This is a genomic window from Reyranella sp. (assembly GCF_965227665.1).
Classification (GTDB): Bacteria; Pseudomonadota; Alphaproteobacteria; order Reyranellales; family Reyranellaceae; genus Reyranella.
This window is the reverse complement of record NZ_OZ245767.1, coordinates 4418646-4445242: the sequence shown is the minus strand read 5'-3', so window position 1 is coordinate 4445242 and position 26597 is coordinate 4418646. Positions and strand designations below refer to the sequence as shown.

Genomic DNA, 26597 nt, shown 5'->3' with positions numbered 1-26597 from the left:
CAACAGAGGAGACATTTCATGGCAGACACGGTTCACATCGGCATCCTGCTCTTTCCCGACGTCACCCAGCTCGACGCGACCGGCCCCGCCCAGGTTCTGTGCCGCGTGCCCAACGCCAAGCTTCACATGATCTGGAAGACGCTCGATCCGGTGCGGACCGACTCCGGCTTCTCGATCGTGCCGACGACCACCTTCGCCGACTGCCCGCAGCTCGACGTGATCTGCGTGCCGGGCGGCGGCGGACAGGTCGCGCTCATGACCGACGAGGAGACACTCGCCTTCCTGCGCAAGCAGGCCGAGAGCGCGCGCTACGTCACGTCGGTCTGCACCGGCTCGCTGGTGCTCGGCGCCGCGGGCCTGCTCAAGGGCTACAAGTCCGCCTGCCACTGGACCTCACGCGAATTCCTTCCGGCCTTCGGGGCGATCCCCGTCGCCGAGCGGGTGGTGCGCGACCGCAATCGCATCTCGGGCGGCGGCGTGACGGCCGGCATCGATTTCGGGCTCACCCTGGTGGCCGAGCTGGCCGGCGAGGAAGTCGCCAAGTCGATCCAGCTCACGCTCGAGTACGATCCGCAGCCGCCCTTCGATTCCGGCAGTCCGGAGAAGGCCGGCCCCGAGCGCGTGCAGCGGCTGAAGGAGCGCATCCACGCCATGCTGCAGAAGCGCGTGGAGGCCAATCAGGCCGCCGCCGCGCGCTTGGCCTAGCACAGCGCGGCGACGAACTGGACCGTGGCGGCGGCCGGCGCGACCGGCCGCCGCTCTCTCCGGTCGAGCGTCACGCGGCGCCCACGAGGCGCCGCAGCACGGCCTCGAGCGTCACCGTGCCCCGACGCAGGTCGCCACCCGCCGGAAAGTCGAGGCGGCCGGCATCGATCGCCTCGTCGAGATCCGCGAGCTTCGCCGCATAGTCGGCGCCGAGGCCCGCGGCCACCAGCGCGGCCACCGATAGTTCGCGCGACGACGGCACCGCGGTCACCGGTTTGCCCAGCAGACGCGACAAGATCGCCGCCGCGTCTTGCGCCGAACAGGGCGCCGGCCCCGCGAGATCGACGGCGCGCGTCCCCGGTCGCGGCTCGAGTAGCAGGTCAGCCGCGACACGACCGACATCCAGCGCCGACACGGCCTCGTGGCGCTTGTCGAGCGCCGCCTTGCCCGAGGGCAGCACGCCCGCCTCACGCGCTGCCGGCAGCACGCCCGCCCAGTTCTCCAGGAATTCGCCCGGCCGCAGGAACACGAGCGAGGGTGCGGCGTCCGCAAGGGCCGCTTCGAAGTCGTGCAGCACCTGCACGATGCCGTTGCCCTCGCGGAGATGCGCGCCGACCGATGACAGCGCCACGACATGCGGCACCCGTGCCGTCCGCACCGCATCGGCGATCGACTGCGCCATGGCGCGCGAATCGGCCACCACGTCCTGTGCCTGATATGGCGGAACCAGCATCACGAAGGCGGCCTGCGCGCCCGCAAAGGCCGCGACGAGGCTCTCCGTTTGCGAGGCATCGCCGCGGACCGTCTCGACGCCGAGCCCTTGCGCGCGCGCCGGATCGCGGGCCACCGCGCGCAAGGCTATACCACGTTGCTTCAAGGCTTCGAGCGCTGCACCGCCGACCTTACCGGTGACTCCCATGATGACGAACATTGCGACCTCCAAGGTTGTGAGGCCGCCCCTAACATCCCGGTACACTTTCCATAAGTACGCACATTTTTTATACTAGGTATCAGTCATGGATTTGGAGGCGCGCGCGATGGCCGAGACGAAGGCTCCCTGGTGCCCCGTTACGGCGACGGTCGAAGTGATCGGCGGACGGTGGAAGTCCACGATCCTGTACCATCTGAAGGACCGGCCGCGACGCTTCAACGAACTGCGCCGCCTGGTTCCGGGCATCACGCAGCGCATGCTGACCCTGCAGCTGCGCGCTCTGGAGCAAGATGGAATCGTGTCGCGCAAGGTGCACGACACCGTCCCACCTCACGTCGAGTATTCGTTCACGAAGAAGGGCCGGAGCCTCGGCCCCCTCCTCGATGCGATGGAGGCATGGGGCGATGCGAATCGTCCGCGCAAGCGCGGACAAGCCGAGGCCCGCTAGTTGGCGCCGGCCGTCGCGCTTTCGATGGGGATGGCCTTGCCGGCCGCCATGTCGAACTTGAGACGACGCACGTAGTCGAGATCGCGCCCCGTCACGCGCACGAAGCGGCTGCCGTCGGGATAGTCGATGGCGTGGATCGCCCCGACATCGTAGACGCCGGCATGGCCGGGCTCGAGCCGATAGGCCTTCACCTGCTCGAGCTTGGCGTCGCCCGCGTCGGTGCCGCCATCGACACGCCTGTACTCGCTCATGTCGGTGTACTTCACCGCCTGGCCATAGACGGCCCACGAGGCGCCATGATCGTGCGGCGGGCTCTTGTGCGGCTTGGGATTGCAGTGCGCCAGCACGACGAAGCCAAGATCCTTGTCCTCATGGAGCTTGCGGGTGCCGATCGGCGCTGCAGGTCCCACCGCCTCGTCGACGAAGGACGGGTTGGCGAGCAGCTTCTCCAGGAGCAGCCGGACCTGCTCGCGACCGGCAGGACCCTCATGCGTCTTGAGCGCAGCCTGCGCGTCCTTCACGAACGTATCGAGTGTGTAAGTCATGCGGCGGCTCCCTCGATCCAGTGGCAGGCGGAAATGATCCGCCTGCCTGCCGCTTCCTGTCAACGGCCGCCGAAGATGCGGCGGGCGATCACCATGCGATGCACTTCCGACGGGCCTTCATAGACGCGCATGGTGCGGACCTTCTGGGCCATGATCGACAGCGGCAGTTCCTGCGTCACGCCCATGGCGCCGAACGCCTGCTGGGCATGATCGATCACCTCGCTCGCCATCTCGGTCGCATAGACCTTGATCATCGAGGCCTCCATGCGCACGTCGCGGCCCTCGTCCTGCTTCACCGCGGCATCCATCACCATCAGGCGGCAGGCATGGAGCTTCATCGCCGCGTCGGCCACCCACCACTGGATGGCCTGGCGGTCGGCGAGCTTCTCCCCGAAGGTCACGCGCTGGTTGGCGTGTTCGACCAGCATGTCGAGCGCGCGCTGCGCCATGCCGACACACCACGAGCCCATCTGCAGGCGACGAATCGTCAGGCGCATCTGCATCGGCGCGAAGCCCGCACCGATGCGCCCCAGCACCTGCGTCTCCGGCACGCGGCAATCCTCGAACACGACCTCGTAGGTCCGCTGGCCGGCCAGCATCGGGATGGCGCGGGCCACGACGAGACCGGGCGTGCCCTTGTCGATCAGGAAGGCGGTGATGCCGCCGCGCGCGCCGAGGTTGGGATCGGTCACCGCCATGGCGATGGTGAAGTCGGCCTTGGCGATGCGGCTGATCCAGATCTTGCGACCATTGATCACCCAGTCGTTGCCGTCCTTCACCGCCCGCGTCTTCATGCCGGCCGGGTCGCCGCCCGCGCCCGGCTCGGAAATGGCGATCGCCGAGCTGGTCTCGCCGGCGGCGTAGGGCTCGAGGTACTTCTTGCGCTGCTCGGGGCTCGCGGTCGCGAGCAGCATGTGCAGATTGGGGGAGTCGGGCGGGAAGGTGAACGGCACGCAGGTGTAGCCCAGCTCTTCGTTGACGCCGACCAGCGCCACCGACGGCAGGTTGGCGCCGCCAACCTCTTCGGGCACGTCGAGCGCCCACAGGCCGAGATCCTTGCACTGCTTGAAGAGCTTGGCGTTCTCTTCGTCGGACAGCGACGCCGGCTGGCCCGTGGCGAAGCGCTCCAGCACGTTCTTCTCGAGCGGCATCAGTTCGTTGCGCACGAACTTCTTCACGAGATCGCGCAGCATCTGATGTTCTTCGTTGACCTGGTACATTGCAGCTCCTCCTGATTCGCCTATGTCGGCTTTCCGATACCCTTGTTCACGAAGTCGAGCGTGTAGGCACGGGCCACGTCCAGCCCCTCCGGCAACACGTCGACGTCGATCATCGACTGATAGAACCCCCGCCAGCGCGCATCCGTCATGGCGCCGATTCCGCCCTGCAATGCATCCCCTGACATCACGATTCCGCGCTCGTTCATTACCTTGATCGCATACTCGATACGATCATCCGTCTGTTCCGGATTGGCCCTCTTGATGAGGGTGTTGGCGGCCTCGATGGCCGGCCCGCCCGCGAGGTACTGCGCCCAGCCCTGGAGCGTGGCATCGACGAAGCGCTGGATCAGATCGCGCTTCTCGGTCGCCAGCTTTCGTGAGATCGCGATGGTGGTCTGGTAGGCGCTGAAGCCCGCGTCGGCGATCAGCAGGTACGGCGGCATGCGGCCGATGGCCTTCGAGATCGAATAGGGCTCCGACGAGATGAAGCCCTGCTGCACGACGTTCCTGTCGGCGAGGAACGGCGCCATGTTGAAGGTGTAGGGCCTGAGCTGGTCGTCGCGCAGTCCGAATTTCCTGCGCAGATACGGCCAGTAGGTGACGCGTCCACCGTTCCCGATCAGCAGGGTACGTCCCTTCAGATCCTCGAAGCCGTCGAACCCGGTGTCGGGGTGGCCGATCAGGACCTGCGGATCCTTCTGGAAGATCGAGGCGATGGTGAAAAAGGGCGCGTTCTCTCGCACATAGGTGAAGGCCTCGAAGCTGTTCGACATGGTCATGTCGACGCGGCCCGTCAGCAGCAGCTGGCCGATGTTGAGGCTCGGCCCGCCCTGGCGAATCTCGCAGTCGATCCCGGCCTTTCGATAAAGACCTGCCGCCAGGGCCTGGTAATAGCCGCCATGCTCCGCCTGCGCGCGCCAGTCGGTCTGGAAGACCAGCCTGTCGAGCGATTGAGCGCGGGCGGGCCGGGCGAGCGGCGCCAGCAGGCTGCCGGCGGCGAGGCCGAGCGCGGCCCGGCGATCGAGGCGATAGGCGGTCATCGGGCCAGGCTCTCCCCGCGGCGATCGACGGCGAGCGCGACCAGTTCCCTCAGCGCCCGGTTCGACAAGTTCAGGGCCATGACGGAGGGCAGCCACCGCTCCCACCACGGCGTCGCCGCGTCCGGCGGGCTCCAGTCGACGCCGAACATCGCAAAATCGAGACCGCCCTTCGACGCGAGTTTCGCCGCGCGCGGCACGTGATAGGCCGAGGTGATGATCGCGACACGTCCGCCCTTCACGATGTCGCGCACGTTGGCGATGTTCTCGATCGTGTTGAGCGCCTTGCCTTCGGAAACGATCGCCTCGTTGGGAACGCCGAGGTCGAGCAGGAAGCGCCGCATGGCCTCGGCCTCGGTGGTGGCCGGCCCGCCCTGCCGTTCGATGAACGAGCCGCCGCTCACGATGAGCTTCGGGGCCGCCCCCGCACGATAGAGGCGCGCGGCCTGCCAGATGCGATCGGCCCCTTCGGTCAGCTCGGGCTCGGTGGTGTGCGGCGGCGCGGCCGGCGCGATGCCACCGCCCAGAACGACGATCGCCTCATAGCAGCAGGACGGGCTGCCGGCCGTCAGTGCGCGAGCCTGGGACTCGAGCAGGCCGACCAGCACTCCCGATACCGGGGGGAAGGACAGGACGAGCGTCTGAAAGACCGAAAGGCCGAGGACGGCGGCGGCGAGGCGGCGCCAGCCCATCGCCCGGATCGCGAGCCACAGCACGACAGCGACGGCCAGCGAGGCCGGCGGCACCATCAGGGTGGCAAGGATCTTCAGAAGGATGAATGTGGTCATGCCGGCTCGCGTCGCGCTCCGGCTATACTAGAACGCAGCGCGGCAGGCTCGCTCAAACGAGCGCCTTGATCGCCCTGCGATGAGGGGCCTGCTTGGGCACAAAAAGAAGGGCGGGCCCGGCCTGCGCCGAAACCCGCCCAATCTTAAAACAGGGAGGCGTTAGATCGCGTCCTTGAGATCCTTGGCGACGCGGAAAGCGACCTTCTTCGACGCCTTGATCTTGATCGCTTCGCCGGTGGCCGGATTGCGGCCCATGCGCGCCGGACGGGCGCGGACCTGCAGAATGCCGAGACCGGTGATGCGGACCTTCGCACCCTTCTTGAGATGACGAACGACCAGGCCGACGAACTCGTCGAGGGCGCCGCTCGCGTCCTTCTTCGTCATGCCCGTCTTCTCGGCCAGCTCGGCGGCGACCTTCGAAAGGGGAATGGTGGGAACGGTGGTGGGTTTGGTAGCCATGTTGAGGGGGTCCTTACATTTTTTGGTTTCGCCAACGTCTCCTGACGCCCCAGGGTCCCGTTGACGGCGCCAAGGTTATCCACGAATCGATCCCCCGCAAGTGCGGAATGCACGGAAAATGTCGATTTTTGGGGCTTTTTAGGCCATCAGAGGCAGTCATCCACAGATTGCAGAGAGCTCCCAGCGTGTCGAGTCCCGCCCTGATCCCGACTTTCAGCACCGCCGTGAATACCTGGCAGTGCGACGAGAACGACCATCTGAACGTCCAGTTCTACACCGAATTCGCTCATGAGGCCTCGGCCAACCTGCTGGCGAAGCTGGGCTTCGGACCGCGCGCCCAGCGTGCGGCTGGAGCCGTCACGCGCGCGGCCGACGACCATGTCCGCTACGTGCGCGAGTTCCGCGTGGTCGAACCGGTCGAGGTCCACTCGGCGCCGGTCGAGGTGGGCGAACGTGAAATCGTCGCCTATCACGAAGTGCGCAACCCGGCGAAGGGCGAGGTCGCCGCCACCATCCGCCGCACCATCGCCTGCGAGCGGCCATGGCCCGCCGAGTTCCGCGCCCGTGCCGAGGCGGCGTGCATCGCCCTGCCCGATACGGCGAGGCCGCGCAGCGTCGGCAAGCTCTCGCTGCCCGACCTGACGCTCGCCGAGGCACCGTCCGTGGGGCTGATCGAAGTCGGCCGCACACAGATCACGCCGGACGAATGCGACGAGCGTGGTGAGTTCCTGCCGCGTCACCAGTTCGGTCGCTATTCCGACGGCGCGCCGGTCCTGTGGAACCATCTGGGCTTCGACCGCGCCGCCATGCAGGAGCGCCAGGAAGGCTCGGTCGTCGTCGAGATGCTGAACCATTATCGCCGCCCGCTGCAGGCCGGAGACCTCGCGGTGGTCATGAGCGGGCTTGCGAGCTTCTCCGACAAGGTCGTCGTCTTCACGCACTTCCTGTTCGAGGCCGAGAGCGGCACGCTTGCTGCTTGTGCCGAGGCGGTGGGCATGAAGTTCGATCAGAAGGTTCGCAAGATCATGACCTTCACGCCCGAGGATCGCGCCCGGCTGGAAGCGTGCCGGCTCAGGCTCTGAGGAGACGGTGATGGACGAGAAGACGAAGACGGCCGCCGGTATCGCCGCCGGCCTCCAGGGCATGACCTACGACGACAAGCGGCTGGCCGAACTCGCCGCCGAGGTCGAAGTCCTGAACGATGCCGTGCGCAAGGCCGCTGCCCAACGCCTCACCTTCGACGACGATCCGGCGGCGTTCGCCAGCGTCCTGGCCAAGGCAGCACGCCCGTGAGGAACGACGATCTCGCGCTCGAGGATCTCACGGCGATCGCCGACGCGATCGCGTCCCGACGCATCACCTCGGTGGAAGCAACCGAAGCCTGCCTCGCCCGCATCGAGGCGTGGCAGCCGCGCACCAACGCCTTTCTTCGAGTCTACCGTGAAAAGGCACTGGCGCAGGCCAAGGCGATGGACGCCGAACTCGCGGCCGGCAAGAGCCGCGGGCCGCTGCACGGCGTGCCGATGGCGCACAAGGACATGTACTACCGCAAGGGCGAACTCTCGACCGGCGGCAGTGCGATCCGGCGCGACTGGACGGCGCCGGCGACGGCGACGGTGCTGGGCAAGCTCGACGCGGCGGGCGTGGTCGAGCTGGGCTTCCTCAACATGGCGGAATTCGCCGCCGGCCCGACCGGCCACAACGTCCATCACGGCCATTGTCGCAACCCCTGGGATGCGAGCCGCGTGACCGGCGGAAGTTCCAGCGGCTCCGGCGCGGCGGTCGGCGCGCGCATGGTCTACGGCGCCCTCGGTTCCGATACCGGCGGTTCCATCCGCCTCCCGGCGGCCGCCTGCGGCGTCGTCGGCATGAAAGCCACCTATGGCCGCGTGAGCCGCGCCGGCGCCGTCGCGCGTTCGTGGAGCCTCGACCATGTCGGCCCGCTGACCCGGACGGTGCGCGACAATGCCCGCATGCTGACTGTTATCGCCGGCCACGATCCCGACGATTCGACGACCAGCGAAAAGCCGGTGCCGGACTACGAAGCCCTGCTCGACGGCGGAGTCGCCGGGCTGCGCATCGGCCTTGCCTTGCCGAAGGAAGGACTTGCGCCGCTGGATGCAAACATCGGCGCGGCAGTGCAGGCTGCCGCCGACACGCTGGGCCGATTGGGCACAAAGGTCTCGACCGTCACCCTGCCCGACTTCACCGCGCTCTATCGCGCCGCCGAAGTCATGGTGAAGTGCGAAGCGGCCGCCATGCACCGGCCGTGGATGGAGAAGACACCGGAGCTCTACGCCAACCAGGTGCGCACGCGCATGGAAGCGGGGTTCTTCATTCCCGCGACGCAATACATCGACGCGCTGCGGCTGCGCGCCCACTTCGTGACGGAGTTCCTGTCGACGGCGATGGATGGGGTCGATGCCGTGCTGCTGCCGGCCATCCCCTTCCCGCTGCCCACGATCGAAGAGACCGACACCGAGACCAAGGGCGGGCCGGCGGTGCTGAAGATGGTGGCGGGCTTCACCGGCCTCACGCGTCCGTTCAACACGCTGGGCATTCCCGCGCTGTCAGTGCCCTGCGGCTTCGACTCGAACGGAGCGCCGATCGGAATGCAATTGGTCGGCCGGCCGTTCGACGAGGCGATGCTCTACCGGATCGGTCACGCCTATCAGGGCGCGACCGACTTTCACAAGCGCGTGCCGCAATAAGAGAAAGGTCCCTTGCTGACGCTCGGGATGACAATTTTTCTGGGAGCGACGCACTGCGCCAACTCTCCCAATAATGTCATCCCGAGCGTAACGAGGGACCTTTACTCAAACCGTCAGACCGCGAGGTTGACCGTCACGCTCTTGCGCTGCGTGAAGCTGTCGAGCATGCCCTCGAGCGAGAATTCGCGGCCGAGGCCGCTCTGCTTGTAGCCGCCGTAGGACATGCCCGGCGTCTGGCCGCCACCCTGGTTGACCTGCACCCAGCCCGATTCGATCGCATGCGCGGCGCGCAGGCCCTTGCCAATGTCGTGCGTCCAGACATACGCGGCGAGACCGTAGTGGCTGTCGTTGGCCATGCGGATCGCCTCCGCCTCGTCGCTCCAGCGGATCGCCACCAGCACCGGCCCGAAGATCTCTTCGCGGGCGAGACGCCAGTCGTTGGAGCGGTCGGCGAACACGGTCGGCATGGTGAAGTAGCCTTCGCTCAACGGGCCGGTCTTGGGCGGCAGGCCGCCGAACACCAGCTTGGCGTCGGAGCGGGCGAGCCCGTCTTCGACGTACTTGCAGACCTTGCTGTACTGCTTGTTGTTGATGATGGTGCCGATGTCGCTCGCCTCGTCGAGCGGATCGCCGATCTTCAGCGCCGTGGTCTTCTTCTCCAGCTTCGCGAGGAAGCTGTCGAAGATGTCTTCATGCAGGAACATGCGCGAGCCGGCCGTGCAGCTCTGGCTCTGACGGGTGAAGCGCATGGCGTTGATGATGCCGTCGACCGCCCAATCCTCGTCGGCATCCGGATAGACGATCGAGGGGCTCTTGCCGCCCAGTTCGAGCGACACCGGCACGATGCGCTCGGCCGCGGCGCGCATGATCACCTTGCCAACCTCGGTCGAGCCGGTGAAGGAAAGCTTGCGGATCTTCGGGTGGTTGGCCAGCGGACCGCCGCACTCCTGCCCGTAGCCGGTCAGCACGTTCAGCACGCCGGGCGGCAGGAACTCCTGGCAGATGTCGGCCATCAGCAGCACCGCCATCGGCGCATCCTCGGCCGCCTTCATCACCAGCACGTTGCCGGCGCACAGGGCCGGCGCGATCTTGAGTGCGCCCAGCATGACCGGCGCGTTCCACGGGATGATGGCGCCGACGATGCCGATCGGCTCGCGCCGCGTGTAGGAAAGCACGTGCTCGCCGAGCGGCACCGTCTCGCCCTTGAGCTCCGAGCCCAGCCCGCCGAAATAGCGGAAGATGTCGGCCGCCAGCTTGGCCTCGCCGCGCGCCTGGGTGCGCAGCGCGTTGCCGGTTTCGAGCGCGATGGTCCGCGCCATCTCTTCGCTGCGCGCCTCGAGCACCTCGGCGATCTTGAGCAGGATCTTGCCGCGCTCGCGCGGCACGACATTCTTCCAGGCGGGGAAGGCCTTCTCGGCCGCCTCGACGGCGGCGTTCACATCAGCTTCCGCCGCGCGCGGCACTTCGGCCACGGCCGTGCGCTTGCCGGGATTCTCGATGGTGATGCGCGCACCGGAGGCGCTTTCCACCCACTTGCCGCCGATCAGCATGCCCTTGGGCTTGTAGGTATTGGCCGGCTGGGCCTGGGTCTTCATTTCGGCAGTGGCGGTCGACATTGGGGGTCCTCCGGGATCCAGAAAAACGGGCCGGAGTTTGGCCCGCAGGGCGCCGCGCTACAAGCAGAACGACCGGCCTACGCCTTCTTCTTCAGGGACTTGCGCTTCCGCTTCGCGGTCAGCTCGCCGTACTTCATGCCTTCCAGCTTCAGCCCGTCGGGATCGAGGAAGAAGACGGCATAGTAGTCCTCGTAATACTCGGCGGCCGGATCGAGGATGCGCACGCCCTGCTCTTCCAGGTAGCCTTGCAGCGCATCGACGTCGCGCCGGCTGCGCAGCTGGAATGCATAATGATGGAAGCCGACATCGCCGATGCGATACGTCTTTCGCCCCTCCGCCGGCGCAATCCAGAAGCGGGTCTTGCCGTTCGTCCAGCCAATGGTCGACGGATACTCGTCGGAAATCTCGAAGCCCAGGAACGCGAACAACCCGCCATAGAAGGCCTTCGACTTCTCATAGTCTCTGACCCGGATGGAAATATGGTCGATACCCACGACACGGGAGACGGGAGCAGACATCTTGGAACGGGCCATGGCGTCCTCCGGATTTCCAGTGGTCACAACGGGCCGAATATCGGATTGTTTCGCCGTCATTCGAAGAGGGACGAGATGAAGCGATTCCTGAGCGGCCTGGCCGTGACCCTGGGCTTCCTGGCCGCCGGCAACGCCTGGGCGGGCACCTTGGACGATATTGCCAAGAGCGGGGTCCTCCGTGGCGGCTTCCGCGAGAACGCCCATCCCTTCGCCTACAAAGGCGCCAACGGCCAGCCCGCCGGCTTCATGGTCCAACTCTGCGAGGCGGTCGCCAAGGACATCGCCCAGCAGCTCAAGCTGCCGGGCCTCAAGGTCGAGTTCGTGCCTGTCACGACCGAGAACCGCCTCGACATGATCAAGCAGGGCAAGATCGACCTGCTCTGCGACTCGCTCACCGAGACGCTCGACCGGCGGGCCGCGGTCGACTTCTCCATCACCACCTTCGTCGACGGCACCAGCTTCGCCATCCGCAACGACGGGCCGCGCGATATGCAGGATCTCGCCGGCAAGAAGGTCGGCGCGGTTGCGGGCACCCTGACGGAAGAAGAGCTGCGCAAGGCGCTGGCCTCGCTCCAGGTCAAAGCCACCATCGTCCCCTTCACCGACTTCACGGCGGCCATGACGGCGCTGGAGAAGGGCGAGATCGCCGCCTACTTCGCCGGCGGCGCGATGCTCACGGCGATGATCAAGGACCACAAGGACGCGGCCAAGATTCTGCTGGCGAACACCTATCTCAGCCTCGAGCCCTTCGCTTTGGCGATGAAGCTCGGCGAAGGCCCCTTCCGCCTCGCGGTCGACCGGGCGCTGAGCCACATCTACAGGTCGGGCCAGATCGCCACGATCTTCAGCGACGTGTTCGGCAAGAACGCGCGGCCGACGCAGCAACTCCAGACACTCTATATGATCGCGACCTTGCCGGAGTGAGCCGCAGGGCCCATCTCCCTCCCATGTCGCGCCCCTTCCGCCTTTCCGTCCTCGACCAGTCGATCGCCGTCTCCGGCCGGCCGCAGGACCAGTCCATCCGAAACACCGTATCGCTGGCCCAGCACTGCGAGGCGCTGGGTTACGAGCGCTTCTGGGTGTCGGAGCATCACAATCACCCGACCATCGTCGGCACCGCGCCCGAGATCGTGATGGCGGCGATCGCGGCCACGACGGAGCGCATCCGCATCGGCAGTGCCGGAATCATGTTGCCGCACTATTCGCCGTTCAAGGTGGCCGAAGTCTTCCGCGTGCTCGACGCCCTGGCGCCCGGCCGCATCGACATGGGCCTCGGCCGTGCACCGGGCTCGGACGGGCGTACCGCCTTCGCCCTCAATCCGGCGGCCAACGAGCGGCCCGAACATTTCCCCGCCGACGTGCGCGACCTGATCGCCTGGGTTCATAACGAACCGCTGGTCGAACGCCATCCTTTCGCGACGGTGAAGGCCTTTCCGCAGAGCCCGACCGCGCCCGAGGCCTGGATCCTCGGCAGCTCCGACTACGGCGCCCAGGTCGCGGCGCTGTTCGGCCTGCCCTACTGCTACGCCTGGTTCTTCAGCGACGGCGCCGGCGGCGAGCGTGCCATCGACCTCTACAAGAAGAACTACCGCCCCAGCGTGCGTCATCCCGAGCCCCATTCCGCCCTCTGCGTCTGGGCGCTGGCTGCCGACACGATGGAGAAGGCGCAGTACCATTTCACGTCGCGGGCGCTGAGCCGCATCAATCGCGACAAGAACATCCTGGGTCCGTTGCTGCCGCCCGACGAGGCGGCCCTGGCGCCGGTCACCACCTACGAAGCGGCGAAGATGGAACAGTTCCGCAAGGACTCCTTCGTCGGCACCGGCCCCGAAGTGGCGGCACGCATCACCGAATTGAAGGACCGCGTCGGCGTCGACGAGATGGCCGTCGTCACCTGGACCCACGACGAGCAGGTCCGCCGCGACAGCTACACCGAACTCGCCAAGGCCTACGGCTTCGCGCCTGTCTGACCCGACAACGTCGAGTGCGTCGAACTACGAGACCCGCTTCAGGCCGGGAGGCTGCCACGAACCTTCCCCAACGGGCAGGATCGACGGGGGCGTCGTCTTCGGCCAGTAGAGGCGCATCACCAGGTAGATCGGGCCGTTCGGGGCGGGAAGCCAATTGCTTTCCTTGTCGGCTCCCGGCGACTTGTTCTGGATGTAGAGTGTCAGAGACCCATCGGCATTCGTCTTCAGCGACGGAAGCATCGGTGAGTTGACGAGGTAACGGTTGATCGGATTCTCGATCAGCAACTGGGTCTTGCCGTCATACATCGTCAGCGACCAGAAGGCGTTGACCGGCGGCAGCTGTCCGGCCGGAAACGTCAGCGCATAGTTGTGCGCACTGCCGTCGAGTGTGTTGCCATCGCCGTCGCTACGCGTCAGAGGATAGGTCGCCTCCTCGGCGTCGTTGCCATAGATTCCGCCGCGGGCGCCGGCCGCCCGCTTCAACCAGTCTCCATCGTAAAAAGCGCTGTCACCGAACAGCGAACTCACCCGCCAGCCGTTGACCGCCTTTCCCGCCGCAGCGACGGCCGCATCGACCTTGCGGTCGCCCGCCTTCATGCCCAGCAGGATCTCGGCCTTGTCCTCGAGCGACAGGTCCTTGAAATTGAAGGTCTTGCCGGGACCGATGCCGATGCTGGCCAGCCTGGCGCGAATATCCTTTTCGTTCGGCTGTTCCGGCGCGAACTGAAGCGCAAAATCGAGGAACTCGAAGAAGTTCAGCTTCACCAGCTCCTTGTCGAACTTCGGGAAGTCGGTGGCAGGCGCCGGCGGAGGAGTGGGCTGGCCGAGATACGCAGACAGCGTTCGCACCTGATAGCCCGCCTGAACCTTCTTGACATTGTCGAGGTCCGCCACGTCGAAAAGCTGGGTGCGATAGGCGGCCAGCGTGAATTGCGTGCTCGACCTGAAGAGCTTCTTGATGCCGGGCGGCGTAGTCCCCTTCCAGTCGGGTCCGACGACCATATAGTCGCCGGCGTCGCTTCCCGTCGCACGGCTGCCTATGTACCCGTAGTTGTAGGTGTTGCCATCGCAGAGCATGACCGAATAGTAGCGCTTGGGATCGACGGCAGGGACCGAGAGAACGATCGGCTCCGCCCGCAGATCCAGCCACGCCAGCGAATAGGGCGTGTCGCTGTTCGGCGTCGGGATCGCCGTGTCCTTGTACGTGAAGACGTTGGGTTCGTTCTTGATATGGTTGAACGCCGCCTTGAACTGGCTAGACGTCCGATCGACCGCGTACTCGTACATGACGCCGTAGTTCATCACGATCGGCAGTCCGTAGATGAACCCCTCTTCGGCAATGTCCCTGGCCTTGAAGAAACCGGGGCGGCTGGCGCTCGTTTGTGCGCGCGCACCGTTGAGCGTCGAAGCCACGATGGGTAGGGCAGCCGCCGCGCCAGTTTGAAGGAGTTGGCGTTTCGTCAGCATGTCCGTATCCAGTCTTTCCGATTGTCGCGCGTGGAAGTCGCGCGCCTGGAATGTACTTTACCCCGATTCGGCCTTTCAATCCGATCCCAAATAGATTGAAGGCAATCGATCGGTTGAACGGGTTCACATGCGCTGAATTTGCAGCGCCCCGAGGGTGTTGCTTGGTCTCGGTTGGCGGCCTCCCATCCAAAAGCCAAAGGCTTGGACTTTCGCGGACCGCCAACGGGTCAAGACGGTCACACTTCTAGCGAGGTTCGGTCCAGCTTTCCGAGAAGGCGAGCGCCGAGGTGCTGAAGGGGCGGCCCTCGCGCTCGCGTGGCCAGGGCTTGCCGCGCGCCTGTTGTCCGTTCAGCGTGAGCCTGCCGGAGAGCGCCGGGACCAGCACGGTGCAGACGCCGTAGGGGCGCGGATTCGGCTCCTGATTGGGCTCGGTGTGGATCAGCAGCGGATCGCCGATATCGTGCCAGGTCAGCGCGATCTCGGCATCGGCGGCCGAGACATACTCGGTCCAGAAATAGCGCGGGTCGCCCGACTTGCTGAAGTCGGCGTCGATGACCGGGATCGACAGGTCCTTCAGCTCGGGATTGAGCATCCCCTGCACGGTCTGCTGCAGCCAGCGCGCCATGGCGATATTGTCGGAATAGATGCGCCAGTGGCCGTGCGTCAGCTCGCTCTTCAGGTAGAGCACGTGCCCGGGGCCTGCCGGGCAGAACAGGATCCGCCAGTAGCTGGCATCGGTCGAATTGGGATCGCCGTCCTTCTCGCTGAGGCGAAGGAACGGGTTCTCGCCGGTCAGGACGACGCGGTGCGGGTCGGCGACGCTCATCTTCTCTCCCCCTGTGTTTCTGTCGGCGCGCGCAACCGGGATATCGGTCGAGCGTTCACGAAACCTAGCCTAGCAGGAGGTTCCGTATGGGCGAAGTGTTTGGACGCACGACGATGAAGGTTCTGGCCGGTCTTGTCGGAGCTTCGCTGATCACCTGCACCGTCTTCGCGCAGACGCAAAACGACCCGCCCGGCCGTGTCGGCCGTCTCGCCTTCGTGGAGGGCACCGTCTCGTTCCACGATGACGAGGAGAATGGCTGGACCAAGGCAGTCGTCAACACGCCCCTGACGACGGGCGACGCAATCTGGACCGAACCGAACTCCCGCAGCGAAGTGTCGCTCGCCGGCACCCGCATCCGCATGGACGGGTCCACCGAACTCGACATGACGCAGATCGACGACAGGCAGGTCCGCCTGCAACTGGCGCAGGGCCGGGTCGACGTGAAGACCACCACCCAGATGGACGCCACGCAGCCCTACGAGATCGTCACGCCGCGCGGAACGATCACGCTGCAGCAGCAGGGTGACTACTATGTCGAGGCGGGCTCCCAGCAGGACCCGACGCGCCTCGGCGTGCGCGCCGGCGCGGCCCAGATTCAGGGACTGAACGGCCAGACCCTGGCCGTGCGCCCCGGTGAAGTCGGCGAAGTCTACGGCGACGGCTCTTCGATGCAGCTCAAGACCGTGCGCGCTGCGCCACCGGCCCCGGCCGCCTCCTGGGCCGCCCGCGACCGGCAGGTGGTCTACGACCAGCAGCCGCAATACCTGCCGGCAGGCATGACCGGCTATGAGGACCTCAACGGCTACGGCAACTGGGTGAACGACGGCAACTATGGTCAGGTCTGGGTGCCGCGTTCGACGCCGGCCGATTGGGCGCCTTATCGCACCGGCCACTGGTCCTACGTGAAGCCATGGGGCTGGACCTGGATCGACGACCAGCCCTGGGGCTTCGCGCCCTACCACTATGGCCGCTGGGCCAACAGCAACAATCGCTGGGTGTGGGTCCCGCCGCAGCGCGAGGAGCGCCCGGTCTATGCGCCGGCGCTGGTCGCCTTCGTGGGTGGCCTCGAATTGGCGGCGCAGCTCGGCAACCAGGGCCGGACTGCGGCACCGGTGGGTTGGTTCCCCCTGGGACCGCGCGAGGTCTACGTCCCGCCCTATTCGACCAATCGCGACTACTACCAGCGCATCAACCGCGCCGCGCGCATCCAGGATCGCGAACTCCAGGAACGCTGGGAGCGTGCGCAACGCCGTGAAGCTTTCGTCGCCGGCCAGAACTCGGTGCTGGCGAACCAGCGTTTCGCGACGATCGTGCCGTCGCAGACATTCGTTCGTTCGCAGCCCGTCCAGCGCGCGGCCCTGAAGGTCACCGCCGATCAGATCGCAAAGGCGGCCGTTGCGCCCGTCTCCGCACCGCCCGCCCCGACCGCTTCCATCGCCGCCGCGGCCGATGCCAAGGCCACTGCGCAGCCGGCCGACGACAAGCCGGCGGCCGGGCCCAAGGGCCAGGCCGACGCGCAGGCCAAGGGGCCTGATGCTCCGGTAGCCAGGACTGCGGTGGCGGACATGCAGACCCTCGCCAGGCCCAAGGCGGCCGAAGGCGAGAAGAAGCCTGTCGCACCGGGTCCGAAGATCGCGTCGACCGACAGCAAGGCGGCGACCGGTGACAAGGCCGACAGCAAGACGGCCAAGCCGGCTACGCCGCCGCTGCAGCCGCGTCAGGGTGCGGCTCCGCCCGCTCTCAAGGAAACGGGCAAGGCGGCACCGGAGCAGGCCAAGCAGGAGTCGGAAAAGCCGGAACGGGCGAGACAGGAGCCTGGCAAGGCGGCCGCCCCGTCACAGAAGGAGGCCGCCCCGGCGCCCCCGAAGCCCACCCTCGGCACGCCTGATCCGTCGCCGTCAAAGCACGATGACAATAAGCGCGACGAGCCGAAGCAGGCCGCTCCCGCCACGGAGAAGCCGGCCGAGCCGCAATCCCGTCAGGAAGAGCGAAAGCAGGCGGCACCCGATCAGCAGAAGCCGAACGCGGCACCGCAGCCGAAGCAGGATGCGCCGAAACAGGCGGCGCCCCAGCGGGCCCCCGCCGCTGCTCCCCCGCCGCGTCAGGAGGAGCCCCGACAGGCTGCTCCGCAGCCCGCGCCGAAGCCTGAGGCCGCCCCCCGTCAGGAAGCGCCGCGCCAGGCTGCTCCCGCTCCGGCACCGCAGCCGCGGGCCGAGCCGCAACAGCCACCGCAGCAGGCCCAGCCCCAGCGCCCGCAGCCTCAGCCGCAACAGCAGCAGGGTCCCAAGGATCGCGAGACGCGCGCACCCGCCCCGCAGCAGCAGCAACAGATTGCCCAGCCGCCGAAGGCCGAGCCGCAACAACAGCAGCAGCCTCAGCGGAACAACAACAAGAAGGACAAGGACTAGCGCGCCCTTCTTGAATGGCAGGCCTGGAGCCTCTGCCTACAGAACCTGGTTGCGGAGCGTCGTCTCGCCCCGCCACAGGCGGTCGAGATTCTCGATCAGGATGTCGATGACGTTGTCTTCATAGGCACGGGTTTCGCCCGCCGTGTGCGGGGTGATGAAGACATTCGGCATCGTCCAGAGAGGCGATGCCGCCGGCAGTGGCTCCTCGGCGGTGACGTCGAGCGCCGCTGCCCAGATCTTGTTTCCTTCCATGGTGGCAATCAGGGCCGCCTCGTCGGCGACCTTGCCGCGCGCGACGTTCACGAAGACCGATGACGGCTTCATGGCGGCGAATGCCGTCGCACTCATCAGGCCGGTGGTCTCCGGAGTCAGCGCACAGGTGAGAGCCACGATGTCGGCCTGCGGCACCAGCTTCACCAGATCGTCCATGGCATGGATTTCGTCGGCCCCATTGGTGCCGGCCTTGGGATCGCGACGGATGCCGATCACCTTCATGTCGAAGGCCTTGGCGAGCTTGGCGAGATGGCTGCCGATGCGGCCCATGCCGACGATCAGCAGCGTCTTGCCGCCCAGCTCGTCCTCGCGCTGGGTGAGATCGCCCAGCATGCCGCGCCACACCTTCTTGTGCTGGTTGTCGCGCGCCTCGGGCAGGCGGCGGAAGACGGCCAGGATCAGGGCCAGCGCGTGTTCGGCCACGGCGCGGGCGTTGACGCCGGCGGCGCTTGCCAGGCGAATGCCCTTGGCGCCCAGCAGCTCCTTTGAATACTGGTCCATGCCAGAGCTGATGGACTGGACGAACTTCAGCTTCGTGGCATGGGGGATGATGTCGTTCTTCCACATGCCCGAGGCCGAGACGACATCGGCCTCGCCGACCCTCTGCACGAACTCGTCGTAGCTACGTACCTGGAAGCTGTTAATCCCGGTATTCCGGGCATCGAACCGCGCCTTCATCTGGTATGCCGCATGCGCGAAGCAGATTGTCAGCTTATCTCTCGTCGGAAACATGGAACTCCCCCTGCACAAGGTGCCACACTAGCCCGAACGATGACCCTGGGGGAACAAGATGAGCCGCAATCCGCTTCGTGAACGCCTGAACGAGGGCAAGCCCACTCTCGGCACGCACATCCTGTCGGCGTGGCCGACGCTGGTCGAGCTGATCGGTCATTCCAAACAGTACGACTATGTGGAATTCACCGCCGAGTACGCGCCCTTCACCATGCACGACCTCGACAATCTCGGCCGCTCGTTCGAGCTGATGGGCATGTCGGGCATGATCAAGATCGAGCAAACCCAGTACACGCACCAGGCCATGCGGGCGATCGGCTCGGGTTTCCAGAGCGTGCTGTTCGCCGACATCCGATCGGTCGAGGATGCCAAGGCCGCGGTCGACGCGGTGCGCGCCGAGACGACGATGGCCCAGGGCGCGCGCGGCCGCGGGCGCCTCGGCGTCGGCATGCGGCGCGACGTCGGCACGGTCCGCACGGGCGGGACACCCGCCTATGTCGATGCGCTGAACGAGGTGGTGATCGCCATCATGGTCGAGAAGAAGTCCTGCGTGGACGATCTCGACCGCATCCTCGACGTGCCGGGCCTCGACATGGTGCAGTTCGGCGCCTCGGACTTTTCCATGAGCATCGGCAAGACCGGCCAGTACAACGATCCCGAGGTACTGGCCGCCGAGAAGAAGACGATCGAGACCGCGTTGAAGAAGGGTCTGCACCCGCGGGTCGAGCTGCGCGATCCCAGCCAGGCCGCCAAGTATCTCGACATGGGCGTGAAGCACTATTGCATCGGCTGGGATGTCCGCATCCTGGCCGACTGGTGGGACACCAAGGGCGCCGAGATGCGCGGCCTGCTGGGCGACAAGCCCGCGGCGCCGGCCCAGGCGCCCACCAAGGCCGGCAACTACTGACCTCTGCGAGTTCCCCATGAAGCCACCGATCGCGCCACGACACCCGTCGCGGCGTACCCTGCACGGCGTCACGATCACCGACGACTATGCGTGGCTGAAGGACGAGAAGTGGCAGGAGGTGTTGCGCGACCCGTCGCTGCTCGATCCCGAGATCCGCGCCTATATCGAGGCCGAGAACGCCTATGCCGAGGAGAAGCTCGGGCCGACACAAGCGCTTCAGAAGGTGCTGGTTGCGGAAATGCGCGGCCGCATCAAGGAGGACGATTCGGGCGTGCCCACGCCGGACGGGCCGTTCTCCTATCTCTGGAAGTTTCGCGAAGGCGGCCAGCACCAGCAGATCGGCCGCACGCCGCGCGACGGCGGCGAGATGCAGACGATCCTCGACGGCGATGCGCTGGCCAGGACGTCGGAGTACTTCAAGTTCGGCGGCACGCGACATTCGCCCGATCACCGGCTGGAGGCGTGGAGCGCCGACCTGCGCGGCTCGGAGTATTTTACGGTGCGCGTGCGGCGCTGGGATACGGCGGAGGATCTGCCCGACACCCTGACGGAGACGAGCGGCAGCGTGGTCTGGGGCCGCGACTCGTCGTTCTTCTTCTACGTCCGGGTCGACGAGAACCATCGTCCGCTGAAAGTCTACCGGCACAGGCTGGGCACGGTGCAGGCCGACGACGTCCTCGTCTACGAGGAGCAGGACATCGGCTGGTTCACCCGCATCGGCGAAAGCGCCAGCGGGCGCTTCTGCATCATCTCGGGCGGCGATCACGACACGACCGAGGAACGGCTGATCGATCTGTCGATTCCCGACGCCGAGCCTCGCCTGATCGCGCCACGCGAAAAGGGCGTGCGCTACAGCGTGGCCGATCGCGGCGACGAACTGTTCATCCTCACCAACGAGGGCGGCGCCATCGATTTCAAGATCGTCACCGCGCCGCTCGCCGCTCCCGAGCGAGCCAACTGGCGCGAGTTGGTCCCTCAACGGCCGGGCACCTACATCCTCGACATCGAGCTCTTTGCCGGCCATCTCGCACGGCTGGAGCGCGCCAACGCGCTGCCCTCGGTCGTGATCAGAGACCTCGCGACGGGGGCCGAACACGCGATCGCCTTCGACGAGACGGCCTATGCGCTGGACATGTCGGGCGGCTACGAGTTCGACACCACCATCCTGCGCTTCGTCTATTCCTCGATGAAGACGCCGTCGGAGGTCTACGACTACGATATGGCGACCCGCCAGCGCATCCTGCGCAAGCGCCAGCTTATCCCCTCCGGGCACGATCCTGCCGCCTACGTCACCACCCGGATCACGGCGAAGGCACACGACGGCGCCGAAGTGCGGGTGTCGCTCCTGCACCGCCGCGACCTGGTGCGCGACGGCAGCGCCCCGCTGCTGCTCTACGGCTACGGGTCCTACGGCATGTCGATGCCAGCCTCCTTCTCGGCCAACCGCCTGTCGCTGGTCGATCGCGGCTTCGTCTATGCCATCGCCCACATCCGCGGCGGCTCCGACCAGGGCTGGTCGTGGTATCTCGACGGCAAGCGCGAAAAGAAGACCAACACGTTCGACGATTTCGTCGCGGCCGGTCGCGCCTTGATCGAAGCGAAATACACCTCGGCCGGACGCATCGTGGGCCATGGCGGCAGCGCCGGCGGCATGCTGATGGGCGCGGTCGCCAACCGGGCGCCCGACCTGTTCGCGGGCATCCTCGCCGAGGTGCCGTTCGTCGATGTGCTGGCCACCATGCTCGACGACAAGCTGCCGCTCACTCCGCCGGAGTGGCCCGAATGGGGCAATCCGATCACCGATCCGGCGGCCTTCGACTACATCCGCTCCTACTCGCCCAACGACAATGTCACGGCGCAACGCTATCCGGCGATCCTGGCGATGGCGGGCCTCACCGACCCCCGGGTCACCTACTGGGAGCCGGCCAAATGGGTGGCCCGGCTGCGCGCTACCATGACGGGCGGCGGGCCGGTCATCCTGCACACCAACATGGGGGCGGGTCATGGTGGCGCGTCGGGCCGCTTCTCGCGCCTCGACGAGATGGCGATCGGCTACGCCTTCGCGCTCGACACGGTTGGCCTGGCAGGAGAGAAACCATGAAGGCGCGCATCGATGCGATCCTGAGCGAAGCCGTGCAGCGTGGCGACGTGCCCGGCGTCGCCGCGGTTGCGACCGATGGAAACGGCACGATCTACGAGGGCGGCTTCGGCAAGACGATCCTGGGCCAGGGTGCCGACATGACACCCGACACCGTCGTGTGGATCGCTTCCATGACCAAGGCGGTGACGGGCGCTGTCGCGATGCAGCAGGTCGAACGGGGAACGCTGAAGCTCGATGCGCCGGCAAGAGATGTGATCTCTTACCTTGGCGAAGTGCAGGTGCTGGACGGCTTCGATGCGGAAGGCAAACCGCGCCTGCGCAAGCCGGTGCGCGACATCACCCTGCGTCACTTGCTGACGCACACGGCAGGCTTCGGCTACGACATCTGGAACCCGGAGATCCTGCGGTATCGCGAGGTGATGAACGTGCCGACCATCGGCACCGGCCTCGACAGGTCGCTGACGACGCCGCTGCTGTTCGATCCCGGCGCGCGCTGGCAGTACGGAATCGGCATCGACTGGGCGGGCAAGATGATCGAGGCCGTGACCGGGCGGAAGCTCGGCCAGGTGATGCACGACGATCTGTTCGGCCCGCTCGGCATGGACAGCACCGGCTTCCGCCTCACCCCGGCGATGCGGGCCCGCCTGGCCCGCGTTCATCACCGCAAGGAAGACGGCAGCCTGGTCGCCGACCTGAAGCGCGAGGTCCCGCAGGATCCGGAATTCGAGGCGGGCGGCGGCGGTCTCTACTCGACGGCCAACGACTATCTGAAGTTCGTGCGCATGGTGCTGGACGGCGGCAAGTCGGCGCCCGGCGAGGCCGTGATGAAGCCCGCGACGGTCGAAGCGATGGCCGCCAACGCGATGGGTGACTCGACGGTGAGCCTGCTCAAGACCGTGATGCCCGCCTTGTCCAACGATGCCGAGTTCTTCCCCGGCGTCGCCAAGCAATGGGGCCTGAGCTTCATGATCAACAATGAGGAGGCGCCGACCGGCCGCTCGGCCGGCAGCCTCTCCTGGGCCGGCCTGCCCAACACCTACTACTGGATCGACCGCAGGAAGCGCATCGGCGGTGTCTACATGACCCAGATCCTGCCCTTTGCCGACGTGAAGTCCCTGCCGCTCTTCCACGCCTTCGAGAGCGAGGTGTACGCGGGTTAGCCCGCGAGCCCGAACAGCTCCGTGTCCTCGCGGACGCCGCGCAGGTGATGACGGCCCAGTGAGACCAGCCGGTCGCGGCTCGCGGTCGCCGCTTCGGCGAAGGCCTGCGACACCAGCAGCGCCTGGCCCAGCGGCTCGCACAGCGCCTCGATGCGCGAGGCCTCGTTGACCGCGGGGCCGATCACCGTGAAATCGAGCCGCGTGTCGGAGCCGACATTGCCGTAGAGCACGCGGCCGATATGCAGGGAGATGTCGAGCGCCGTCGCAGGTTGTCCGGCGGCTCGCCGCTCGACGTTCAGCGCGTCGACGCGGGCCAGCACCTCTTCCGCCGCCGCGAGGGCCGCGGCGCAGACCTCGGCGCGATCGGGGAAGACCACACCGAACGCCGCAAGCATCCCGTCCCCCATGAACTTCAGCACTTCACCATCGCGCCGGACGACCGGCTCGACCATGCAGTTGAAGTAGTCGTCGAGCAACGCGATCAGCTCACGGCCGGGCATCGTGTCGGCCAGGGCGGTGAAGCCCCTGAGGTCGGTGAAGAGCACCACCGCCTCGACACTCTGCGCCTCGCCGCGCAGCACGGTGCCGGAAAGCACGCGGCTCGCCGGGTCGTTGCCGAGATAGGCCGCCAGCAGCCCATGGCCGATCCCGCGCAGGCTCGTGGCCTTCACGGCGACGGCGAAAACCGGCAGCACCTCGCGCAGACAGGAAACATCCTCGTCGCGAAAGCCGCCGGACCGATTCGTCGAGGCCGAGAAGACGAGCCACAGGCGCTCGGCATGCTCGACCTCGGTCGGGCTGCCGACCTGCGGCGACAACTCGCCGAACGGCTGCACCCAGCCGATCCATTCGGTCATGCCGGCGGTGCGCAATTCCTCGAACACCGGGACGTCCGGCAGCGCTTCGTTCGTGTCGAGACGACAGCGCCGCTCGCCAATACCGTCGCGCAGCATCACCGCGAACGGGCTGCTCCGGATCTGCGTCGAGTCGATCTCGGAATGAGCGATTTCGAAATGTTGGTTGACGCCCTCCGCCGCATCCCAGATCAGGCTGCGCGCCCGGATCATGGGATGGAGCGTGTTCATGCCGACGAACAGGCGCTCGACCCGCATCCCGGTGTCGTTGAGACGCCGACCGAAGCCGTCGACCAGTTCCTCCAGCGGCACGTTGCGCAGGCCGGCCTGCGACAACCAGCCTGCAAGCGCGATCGGCGTCACGGCATCACCGATGTCACGCCGGCGGCGTCATCGTTCCCGCGGGCAGCGCGGCGCAATGATCGTAGATGTCGCCGGGACGCGTGAACCAGACCTTGTCCTTCTGCGGATGGTTCACGATGTGCTGCAGCGCCTCGCGCAGCGCGCGCAGCCGGTAGGGCTGGCCCACGATCATCGTGTGGAGCGCGATGCCGCAGACCAGCGGCTGCTTCGCCGACTGCCGCAGCAGCTCCTCGAACTGGCCGATGATCATGTCGCGGAACTCCTCGCCGCTGTGATGGCGCACCAGCACCTGCGGACTGTCGTTGACCTCGATCGGATAGGGCACGCTCATCAGCGGGCCCGAGCGGGTCTTCATCCAGATCGGCTGGTCGTCGTTGGGCCAGTCCATCAGGAAGTCGTAGCCGGTCTCCTTGAGCAGGTCGGGCGTGACCCGGGTCGAGGCCATCCACGGCGCCATCCAGCCGCGCGGCCGCTTGGCCGAGGCCTTCTCGATCGAATCGCTGATCTCCTGCAGGAAGCGCTTCTCGTCGGCCTCCCACATGCCGCCGTGGCGCTCGGCATTGGTGCGGCCATGGCCGATGAACTCGTCGCCGCGGGCCTTCAGCGCGTCGACGATCTGCGGCGCATAGTCGAACACTGTCGTGTTGATCAGGTGCGCGGCGGGCAGGTTGAGCTCGTCGAACATTTCCAGCAGGCGCCACACGCCGACCCGGTTGCCATAGTCGCGCCACGCGAAGGTGCGCGGATCGGGCGGCGGGTTGGCGACGGTGAGGAGATGCCCCTCGCCCGCACCGAAGGCGAAGTGCTCGATGTTGAGCCCGAGATAGACCGCCAGCCGCTTGCCCTCGGGCCAGGAATAGTCCTTGCGCTCGGTGATCGGCGAATAGGGATAGCGGTCGTGATACGGCAGCCTGATCGTGTGCATTCCTACCTCTTGACGACCGCAACCTTGTTGTCGGTCTGCTCGGTGTTCATTCGCCGGAACCGGTCGACCGCCTCCGCATGGAAGGCCCGCTCCTCGGGTCCGGCTTCCTGCAGCGGCCGCCGCTCGTCGTCGAAATGCCCATATCTGTCCTCGCCACGCACCAGCATGGCGCTGACCCGCGTCGACGAGGTGCAGCGCGCCGAGGTCGGGATGTAGCTGATGCCGAGACCGATGCGCCGGTCGGTCGAGCGGTTGGGCCGCGAATTGTGCACGAGGTGCGTGTGGTGCAGCGAGAACTGGCCGGCCTTCACCGGCATGAACGCCGTCCGGCTACGATCGAAGTCGCCCGCCAGTTCCTGACCGCGCGACAGAAGGTTCTCGGGATCCTGCATCTCCGCATGGGGCAGCTGGCCGAGCTTGTGCGATCCCGGCACGACCTCCATGCAGCCCGCCTCGACCGGTGCGTCGGAGAGGGCCACCCAGGCGGTGACGTGGCAGGCGGGTTCCAGCGCGAAGTAGGTCGCGTCCTGGTGCCAGCTCACATAGGCGCCGGAGCCCGCGTCCTTGGGCCAGACGCTGAGATGAAACAGGCGGATGTCCGGACCGATCAGGTCCTCGACCGCATCGAGCACCTCGGCGGAATGCACGATCTCGTCGACCCAGGGAAAGAGAAGATGCGGCTTGAAATTGTGGCCGCGCGTCAGCTTCTGGCCCTGGGCGCGCTCAAACGCTTCGAGCCGGTCGCGCCAGGCCCGCGTGCGTTCGGTCGAGAAAGCGTCGACCGGACAGACATAGCCGTCACGTTCATAGGATTCGACCTGCTGGGGCGTGAGCTTCTTCGGCATGTCAGTGCGCCGTCCAGCCGCCGTCGACGAAGAGCAGCGACCCCGTGGTGAAAGAAGAATCCGAAGAGGCGAGGAAGAGCGCCGCCTTGGCGACTTCCTCCGGCTGGCCGATACGGCCCATCGGATGACGCACCTTCCAGAAGGCGCGGGCGGCTTCCGGATCGGGCTGCCGCTTCAGCGAGCGCGCCGGCATCGGCGTGTCGATGACTCCCGGCATCAGCGCATTTATGCGGATGCCCTGTGCCGCGTGATCGACGGCAACCGTCTTGGTGAAGGAGACGATGGCGCCCTTGGAGGCGATGTAGGCCACGTTGGTGCCGAGGCTCGACTGCGCCAGCTGCGAGCCCAGGGTGACGATGGCGCCGGACCTGGCGGCGATCATCGGCTGGATGGCGTGATGGACCCAGAGGAAGGTGCCCTTCACGTTGATCGCGAAGGTCCGGTCCCAGGTCCCCTCGTCGACCTTGTCGACGGTGCCGCCGAACGAGGCGCCGGCCGCTGTGACCAGCACGTCGACGCGGCCCCATTTCTCGAGCACCTTTGCCACGCCGGCACGCGCCTGGTCGTTGTTGCTGACGTCGGCCGGGATGACGAGAGTCTCGCCGCCGATCTCGCTGGCGACTTTCGCCAACCCCGCCTCGTCGAGATCGACCAGCGCCACCTTCGCGCCTTCGGTTGCGAACAGCCGCGCGGTCGCGGCGCCGATGCCGCTTGCTGCGCCGGTGACGATGGCCACCTGATCCTTGAGCTTCATGACGGAAGCTTAGCCCGCG

Annotated in this window: 26 protein-coding genes; 11 read left to right on the top strand and 15 right to left on the bottom strand. The window is 66.6% G+C overall.

From position 1 onward, the window contains the following. Nucleotides 1-18 precede the first annotated feature (18 nt). Nucleotides 19-705 carry a DJ-1/PfpI family protein gene (locus ACO07I_RS21505; RefSeq protein ID WP_422010940.1) on the top strand — a complete coding sequence of 229 codons (687 nt, stop codon included), beginning with the start codon at nucleotides 19-21 and terminating at the stop codon, nucleotides 703-705. A gap of 70 nt (nucleotides 706-775) precedes the next feature. On the opposite strand, the gene ACO07I_RS21500 is transcribed toward ACO07I_RS21505, so the two are convergent. Further along, nucleotides 776-1636: an NAD(P)H-binding protein gene (locus tag ACO07I_RS21500; RefSeq protein ID WP_422010938.1), complete on the bottom strand. Its 861-nt coding sequence runs from the start codon at nucleotides 1634-1636 to the stop codon at nucleotides 776-778. 106 nt (nucleotides 1637-1742) lie between these two features. Here ACO07I_RS21500 and ACO07I_RS21495 point away from each other — a divergent pair, with 106 nt between their 5' ends. Then, nucleotides 1743-2084 (top strand): winged helix-turn-helix transcriptional regulator, encoded by a 342-nt coding sequence (locus ACO07I_RS21495; protein WP_422010936.1) that lies wholly within the window; start codon nucleotides 1743-1745, stop codon nucleotides 2082-2084. Here ACO07I_RS21495 and ACO07I_RS21490 read toward each other — a convergent pair. From ACO07I_RS21490 to ACO07I_RS21470, 5 genes are all read right to left on the bottom strand, one after another. Then, a complete protein-coding gene (locus tag ACO07I_RS21490) occupies nucleotides 2081-2629 on the bottom strand; it encodes a hypothetical protein (protein WP_422010934.1) in 549 nt (182 codons plus the stop codon). The genes ACO07I_RS21495 and ACO07I_RS21490 overlap by 4 nt on opposite strands. Before the next feature lie 59 nt (nucleotides 2630-2688). Then, a complete protein-coding gene (locus tag ACO07I_RS21485) occupies nucleotides 2689-3849 on the bottom strand; it encodes an acyl-CoA dehydrogenase family protein (RefSeq protein WP_422010932.1) in 1161 nt (386 codons plus the stop codon). Between the two features lie 20 nt (nucleotides 3850-3869). Then, the gene (locus ACO07I_RS21480) at nucleotides 3870-4889 is read right to left on the bottom strand and encodes an ABC transporter substrate-binding protein (protein ID WP_422010930.1); all 1020 of its coding nucleotides are present in this window, start codon (nucleotides 4887-4889) and stop codon (nucleotides 3870-3872) included. Then, nucleotides 4886-5674, bottom strand: coding sequence for a YdcF family protein (locus ACO07I_RS21475; protein ID WP_422010928.1), 789 nt, complete (start codon nucleotides 5672-5674; stop codon nucleotides 4886-4888). Before ACO07I_RS21475 ends, ACO07I_RS21480 begins: the two co-directional genes overlap by 4 nt. 159 nt (nucleotides 5675-5833) lie before the next feature. Further along, nucleotides 5834-6133, bottom strand: coding sequence for an HU family DNA-binding protein (locus ACO07I_RS21470; protein WP_298309615.1), 300 nt, complete (start codon nucleotides 6131-6133; stop codon nucleotides 5834-5836). Nucleotides 6134-6318: 185 nt separating this feature from the next. On the opposite strand from ACO07I_RS21470, the gene ACO07I_RS21465 reads away from it, so the two are divergent. Genes ACO07I_RS21465 through ACO07I_RS21455 form a run of 3 tightly spaced genes read left to right on the top strand, consistent with a single transcriptional unit; the run spans nucleotide 6319 to nucleotide 8844 of the window. Continuing rightward, entirely contained in the window at nucleotides 6319-7215 is an 897-nt protein-coding gene (locus ACO07I_RS21465; RefSeq protein WP_422010926.1) for an acyl-CoA thioesterase, read from the top strand. Nucleotides 7216-7225: 10 nt separating this feature from the next. Beyond that, nucleotides 7226-7426, top strand: coding sequence for a hypothetical protein (locus ACO07I_RS21460; protein ID WP_422010924.1), 201 nt, complete (start codon nucleotides 7226-7228; stop codon nucleotides 7424-7426). Then, nucleotides 7423-8844, top strand: a complete 1422-nt coding sequence (locus ACO07I_RS21455; RefSeq protein WP_422010922.1) for an amidase — start codon at nucleotides 7423-7425, stop codon at nucleotides 8842-8844. The genes ACO07I_RS21460 and ACO07I_RS21455 overlap by 4 nt, the downstream gene beginning before the upstream one ends. A gap of 113 nt (nucleotides 8845-8957) precedes the next feature. On the opposite strand, the gene ACO07I_RS21450 is transcribed toward ACO07I_RS21455, so the two are convergent. Continuing rightward, complete coding sequence (locus ACO07I_RS21450; RefSeq protein WP_298309611.1) at nucleotides 8958-10460, bottom strand: aldehyde dehydrogenase family protein; 1503 nt, start codon at nucleotides 10458-10460, stop codon at nucleotides 8958-8960. A 77-nt stretch (nucleotides 10461-10537) separates the two neighbouring features. Continuing rightward, nucleotides 10538-10993: a VOC family protein gene (locus tag ACO07I_RS21445; protein WP_422010920.1), complete on the bottom strand. Its 456-nt coding sequence runs from the start codon at nucleotides 10991-10993 to the stop codon at nucleotides 10538-10540. A gap of 75 nt (nucleotides 10994-11068) precedes the next feature. On the opposite strand from ACO07I_RS21445, the gene ACO07I_RS21440 reads away from it, so the two are divergent. Beyond that, nucleotides 11069-11917 carry an amino acid ABC transporter substrate-binding protein gene (locus ACO07I_RS21440; RefSeq protein WP_422010918.1) on the top strand — a complete coding sequence of 283 codons (849 nt, stop codon included), beginning with the start codon at nucleotides 11069-11071 and terminating at the stop codon, nucleotides 11915-11917. A gap of 23 nt (nucleotides 11918-11940) precedes the next feature. Then, entirely contained in the window at nucleotides 11941-12963 is a 1023-nt protein-coding gene (locus ACO07I_RS21435; RefSeq protein WP_422010916.1) for an LLM class flavin-dependent oxidoreductase, read from the top strand. Nucleotides 12964-12987: 24 nt separating this feature from the next. Here the strand turns inward: ACO07I_RS21435 and ACO07I_RS21430 are convergent, their stop codons facing one another. Next, nucleotides 12988-14430, bottom strand: coding sequence for a DUF1254 domain-containing protein (locus tag ACO07I_RS21430; protein ID WP_422010914.1), 1443 nt, complete (start codon nucleotides 14428-14430; stop codon nucleotides 12988-12990). Between the two features lie 244 nt (nucleotides 14431-14674). Continuing rightward, a complete protein-coding gene (locus ACO07I_RS21425) occupies nucleotides 14675-15256 on the bottom strand; it encodes a hypothetical protein (protein ID WP_298309606.1) in 582 nt (193 codons plus the stop codon). An 86-nt stretch (nucleotides 15257-15342) separates the two neighbouring features. On the opposite strand from ACO07I_RS21425, the gene ACO07I_RS21420 reads away from it, so the two are divergent. After that, the gene (locus ACO07I_RS21420; RefSeq protein ID WP_422010912.1) at nucleotides 15343-17664 is read left to right on the top strand and encodes a DUF6600 domain-containing protein; all 2322 of its coding nucleotides are present in this window, start codon (nucleotides 15343-15345) and stop codon (nucleotides 17662-17664) included. 36 nt (nucleotides 17665-17700) lie between these two features. Here the strand turns inward: ACO07I_RS21420 and ACO07I_RS21415 are convergent, their stop codons facing one another. Next, the gene (locus ACO07I_RS21415) at nucleotides 17701-18615 is read right to left on the bottom strand and encodes a D-2-hydroxyacid dehydrogenase (protein WP_422010910.1); all 915 of its coding nucleotides are present in this window, start codon (nucleotides 18613-18615) and stop codon (nucleotides 17701-17703) included. A gap of 112 nt (nucleotides 18616-18727) precedes the next feature. On the opposite strand from ACO07I_RS21415, the gene ACO07I_RS21410 reads away from it, so the two are divergent. The 3 genes from ACO07I_RS21410 to ACO07I_RS21400 are packed head-to-tail and all read left to right on the top strand — an operon-like array spanning nucleotide 18728 to nucleotide 22837. Continuing rightward, on the top strand, nucleotides 18728-19576 hold the full coding sequence (locus tag ACO07I_RS21410; RefSeq protein ID WP_422010908.1) for an HpcH/HpaI aldolase family protein: 849 nt from the start codon (nucleotides 18728-18730) through the stop codon (nucleotides 19574-19576). Between the two features lie 16 nt (nucleotides 19577-19592). Next, nucleotides 19593-21677: a S9 family peptidase gene (locus tag ACO07I_RS21405; RefSeq protein ID WP_422010906.1), complete on the top strand. Its 2085-nt coding sequence runs from the start codon at nucleotides 19593-19595 to the stop codon at nucleotides 21675-21677. Further along, nucleotides 21674-22837, top strand: coding sequence for a serine hydrolase domain-containing protein (locus ACO07I_RS21400; RefSeq protein ID WP_422010904.1), 1164 nt, complete (start codon nucleotides 21674-21676; stop codon nucleotides 22835-22837). Before ACO07I_RS21405 ends, ACO07I_RS21400 begins: the two co-directional genes overlap by 4 nt. On the opposite strand, the gene ACO07I_RS21395 is transcribed toward ACO07I_RS21400, so the two are convergent. The 4 genes from ACO07I_RS21395 to ACO07I_RS21380 are packed head-to-tail and all read right to left on the bottom strand — an operon-like array spanning nucleotide 22834 to nucleotide 26578. After that, nucleotides 22834-24054: an adenylate/guanylate cyclase domain-containing protein gene (locus ACO07I_RS21395; protein ID WP_422010902.1), complete on the bottom strand. Its 1221-nt coding sequence runs from the start codon at nucleotides 24052-24054 to the stop codon at nucleotides 22834-22836. The two genes, ACO07I_RS21400 and ACO07I_RS21395, sit on opposite strands and share 4 nt — an antisense overlap. Nucleotides 24055-24067: 13 nt before the next feature. Then, on the bottom strand, nucleotides 24068-24979 hold the full coding sequence (locus tag ACO07I_RS21390) for a polysaccharide deacetylase family protein (RefSeq protein ID WP_422010900.1): 912 nt from the start codon (nucleotides 24977-24979) through the stop codon (nucleotides 24068-24070). A 2-nt stretch (nucleotides 24980-24981) separates the two neighbouring features. Next, nucleotides 24982-25824 carry a phytanoyl-CoA dioxygenase family protein gene (locus ACO07I_RS21385; RefSeq protein ID WP_422010898.1) on the bottom strand — a complete coding sequence of 281 codons (843 nt, stop codon included), beginning with the start codon at nucleotides 25822-25824 and terminating at the stop codon, nucleotides 24982-24984. Between the two features lies 1 nt (nucleotide 25825). Then, the gene (locus ACO07I_RS21380) at nucleotides 25826-26578 is read right to left on the bottom strand and encodes an SDR family oxidoreductase (protein ID WP_422010896.1); all 753 of its coding nucleotides are present in this window, start codon (nucleotides 26576-26578) and stop codon (nucleotides 25826-25828) included. Nucleotides 26579-26597: the final 19 nt, after the last annotated feature.

What these genes read in the sequence shown, in the direction of transcription:
- ACO07I_RS21410 (WP_422010908.1), top strand. Translation starts at nt 18,728, where the DNA reads ATGAGCCGCAATCCGCTTCGTGAACGCCTGAACGAGGGCAAGCCCACT.
- ACO07I_RS21495 (WP_422010936.1), top strand. Translation starts at nt 1,743, where the DNA reads ATGGCCGAGACGAAGGCTCCCTGGTGCCCCGTTACGGCGACGGTCGAA.
- ACO07I_RS21490 (WP_422010934.1), bottom strand. Translation starts at nt 2,629, where the DNA reads ATGACTTACACACTCGATACGTTCGTGAAGGACGCGCAGGCTGCGCTC.
- ACO07I_RS21485 (WP_422010932.1), bottom strand. Translation starts at nt 3,849, where the DNA reads ATGTACCAGGTCAACGAAGAACATCAGATGCTGCGCGATCTCGTGAAG.
- ACO07I_RS21435 (WP_422010916.1), top strand. Translation starts at nt 11,941, where the DNA reads ATGTCGCGCCCCTTCCGCCTTTCCGTCCTCGACCAGTCGATCGCCGTC.
- ACO07I_RS21450 (WP_298309611.1), bottom strand. Translation starts at nt 10,460, where the DNA reads ATGTCGACCGCCACTGCCGAAATGAAGACCCAGGCCCAGCCGGCCAAT.
- ACO07I_RS21500 (WP_422010938.1), bottom strand. Translation starts at nt 1,636, where the DNA reads ATGTTCGTCATCATGGGAGTCACCGGTAAGGTCGGCGGTGCAGCGCTC.
- ACO07I_RS21445 (WP_422010920.1), bottom strand. Translation starts at nt 10,993, where the DNA reads ATGGCCCGTTCCAAGATGTCTGCTCCCGTCTCCCGTGTCGTGGGTATC.
- ACO07I_RS21385 (WP_422010898.1), bottom strand. Translation starts at nt 25,824, where the DNA reads ATGCCGAAGAAGCTCACGCCCCAGCAGGTCGAATCCTATGAACGTGAC.
- ACO07I_RS21415 (WP_422010910.1), bottom strand. Translation starts at nt 18,615, where the DNA reads ATGAAGGCGCGGTTCGATGCCCGGAATACCGGGATTAACAGCTTCCAG.
- ACO07I_RS21430 (WP_422010914.1), bottom strand. Translation starts at nt 14,430, where the DNA reads ATGCTGACGAAACGCCAACTCCTTCAAACTGGCGCGGCGGCTGCCCTA.
- ACO07I_RS21440 (WP_422010918.1), top strand. Translation starts at nt 11,069, where the DNA reads ATGAAGCGATTCCTGAGCGGCCTGGCCGTGACCCTGGGCTTCCTGGCC.
- ACO07I_RS21390 (WP_422010900.1), bottom strand. Translation starts at nt 24,979, where the DNA reads ATGCACACGATCAGGCTGCCGTATCACGACCGCTATCCCTATTCGCCG.
- ACO07I_RS21380 (WP_422010896.1), bottom strand. Translation starts at nt 26,578, where the DNA reads ATGAAGCTCAAGGATCAGGTGGCCATCGTCACCGGCGCAGCAAGCGGC.
- ACO07I_RS21400 (WP_422010904.1), top strand. Translation starts at nt 21,674, where the DNA reads ATGAAGGCGCGCATCGATGCGATCCTGAGCGAAGCCGTGCAGCGTGGC.
- ACO07I_RS21475 (WP_422010928.1), bottom strand. Translation starts at nt 5,674, where the DNA reads ATGACCACATTCATCCTTCTGAAGATCCTTGCCACCCTGATGGTGCCG.
- ACO07I_RS21425 (WP_298309606.1), bottom strand. Translation starts at nt 15,256, where the DNA reads ATGAGCGTCGCCGACCCGCACCGCGTCGTCCTGACCGGCGAGAACCCG.
- ACO07I_RS21505 (WP_422010940.1), top strand. Translation starts at nt 19, where the DNA reads ATGGCAGACACGGTTCACATCGGCATCCTGCTCTTTCCCGACGTCACC.
- ACO07I_RS21470 (WP_298309615.1), bottom strand. Translation starts at nt 6,133, where the DNA reads ATGGCTACCAAACCCACCACCGTTCCCACCATTCCCCTTTCGAAGGTC.
- ACO07I_RS21460 (WP_422010924.1), top strand. Translation starts at nt 7,226, where the DNA reads ATGGACGAGAAGACGAAGACGGCCGCCGGTATCGCCGCCGGCCTCCAG.
- ACO07I_RS21405 (WP_422010906.1), top strand. Translation starts at nt 19,593, where the DNA reads ATGAAGCCACCGATCGCGCCACGACACCCGTCGCGGCGTACCCTGCAC.
- ACO07I_RS21480 (WP_422010930.1), bottom strand. Translation starts at nt 4,889, where the DNA reads ATGACCGCCTATCGCCTCGATCGCCGGGCCGCGCTCGGCCTCGCCGCC.
- ACO07I_RS21420 (WP_422010912.1), top strand. Translation starts at nt 15,343, where the DNA reads ATGGGCGAAGTGTTTGGACGCACGACGATGAAGGTTCTGGCCGGTCTT.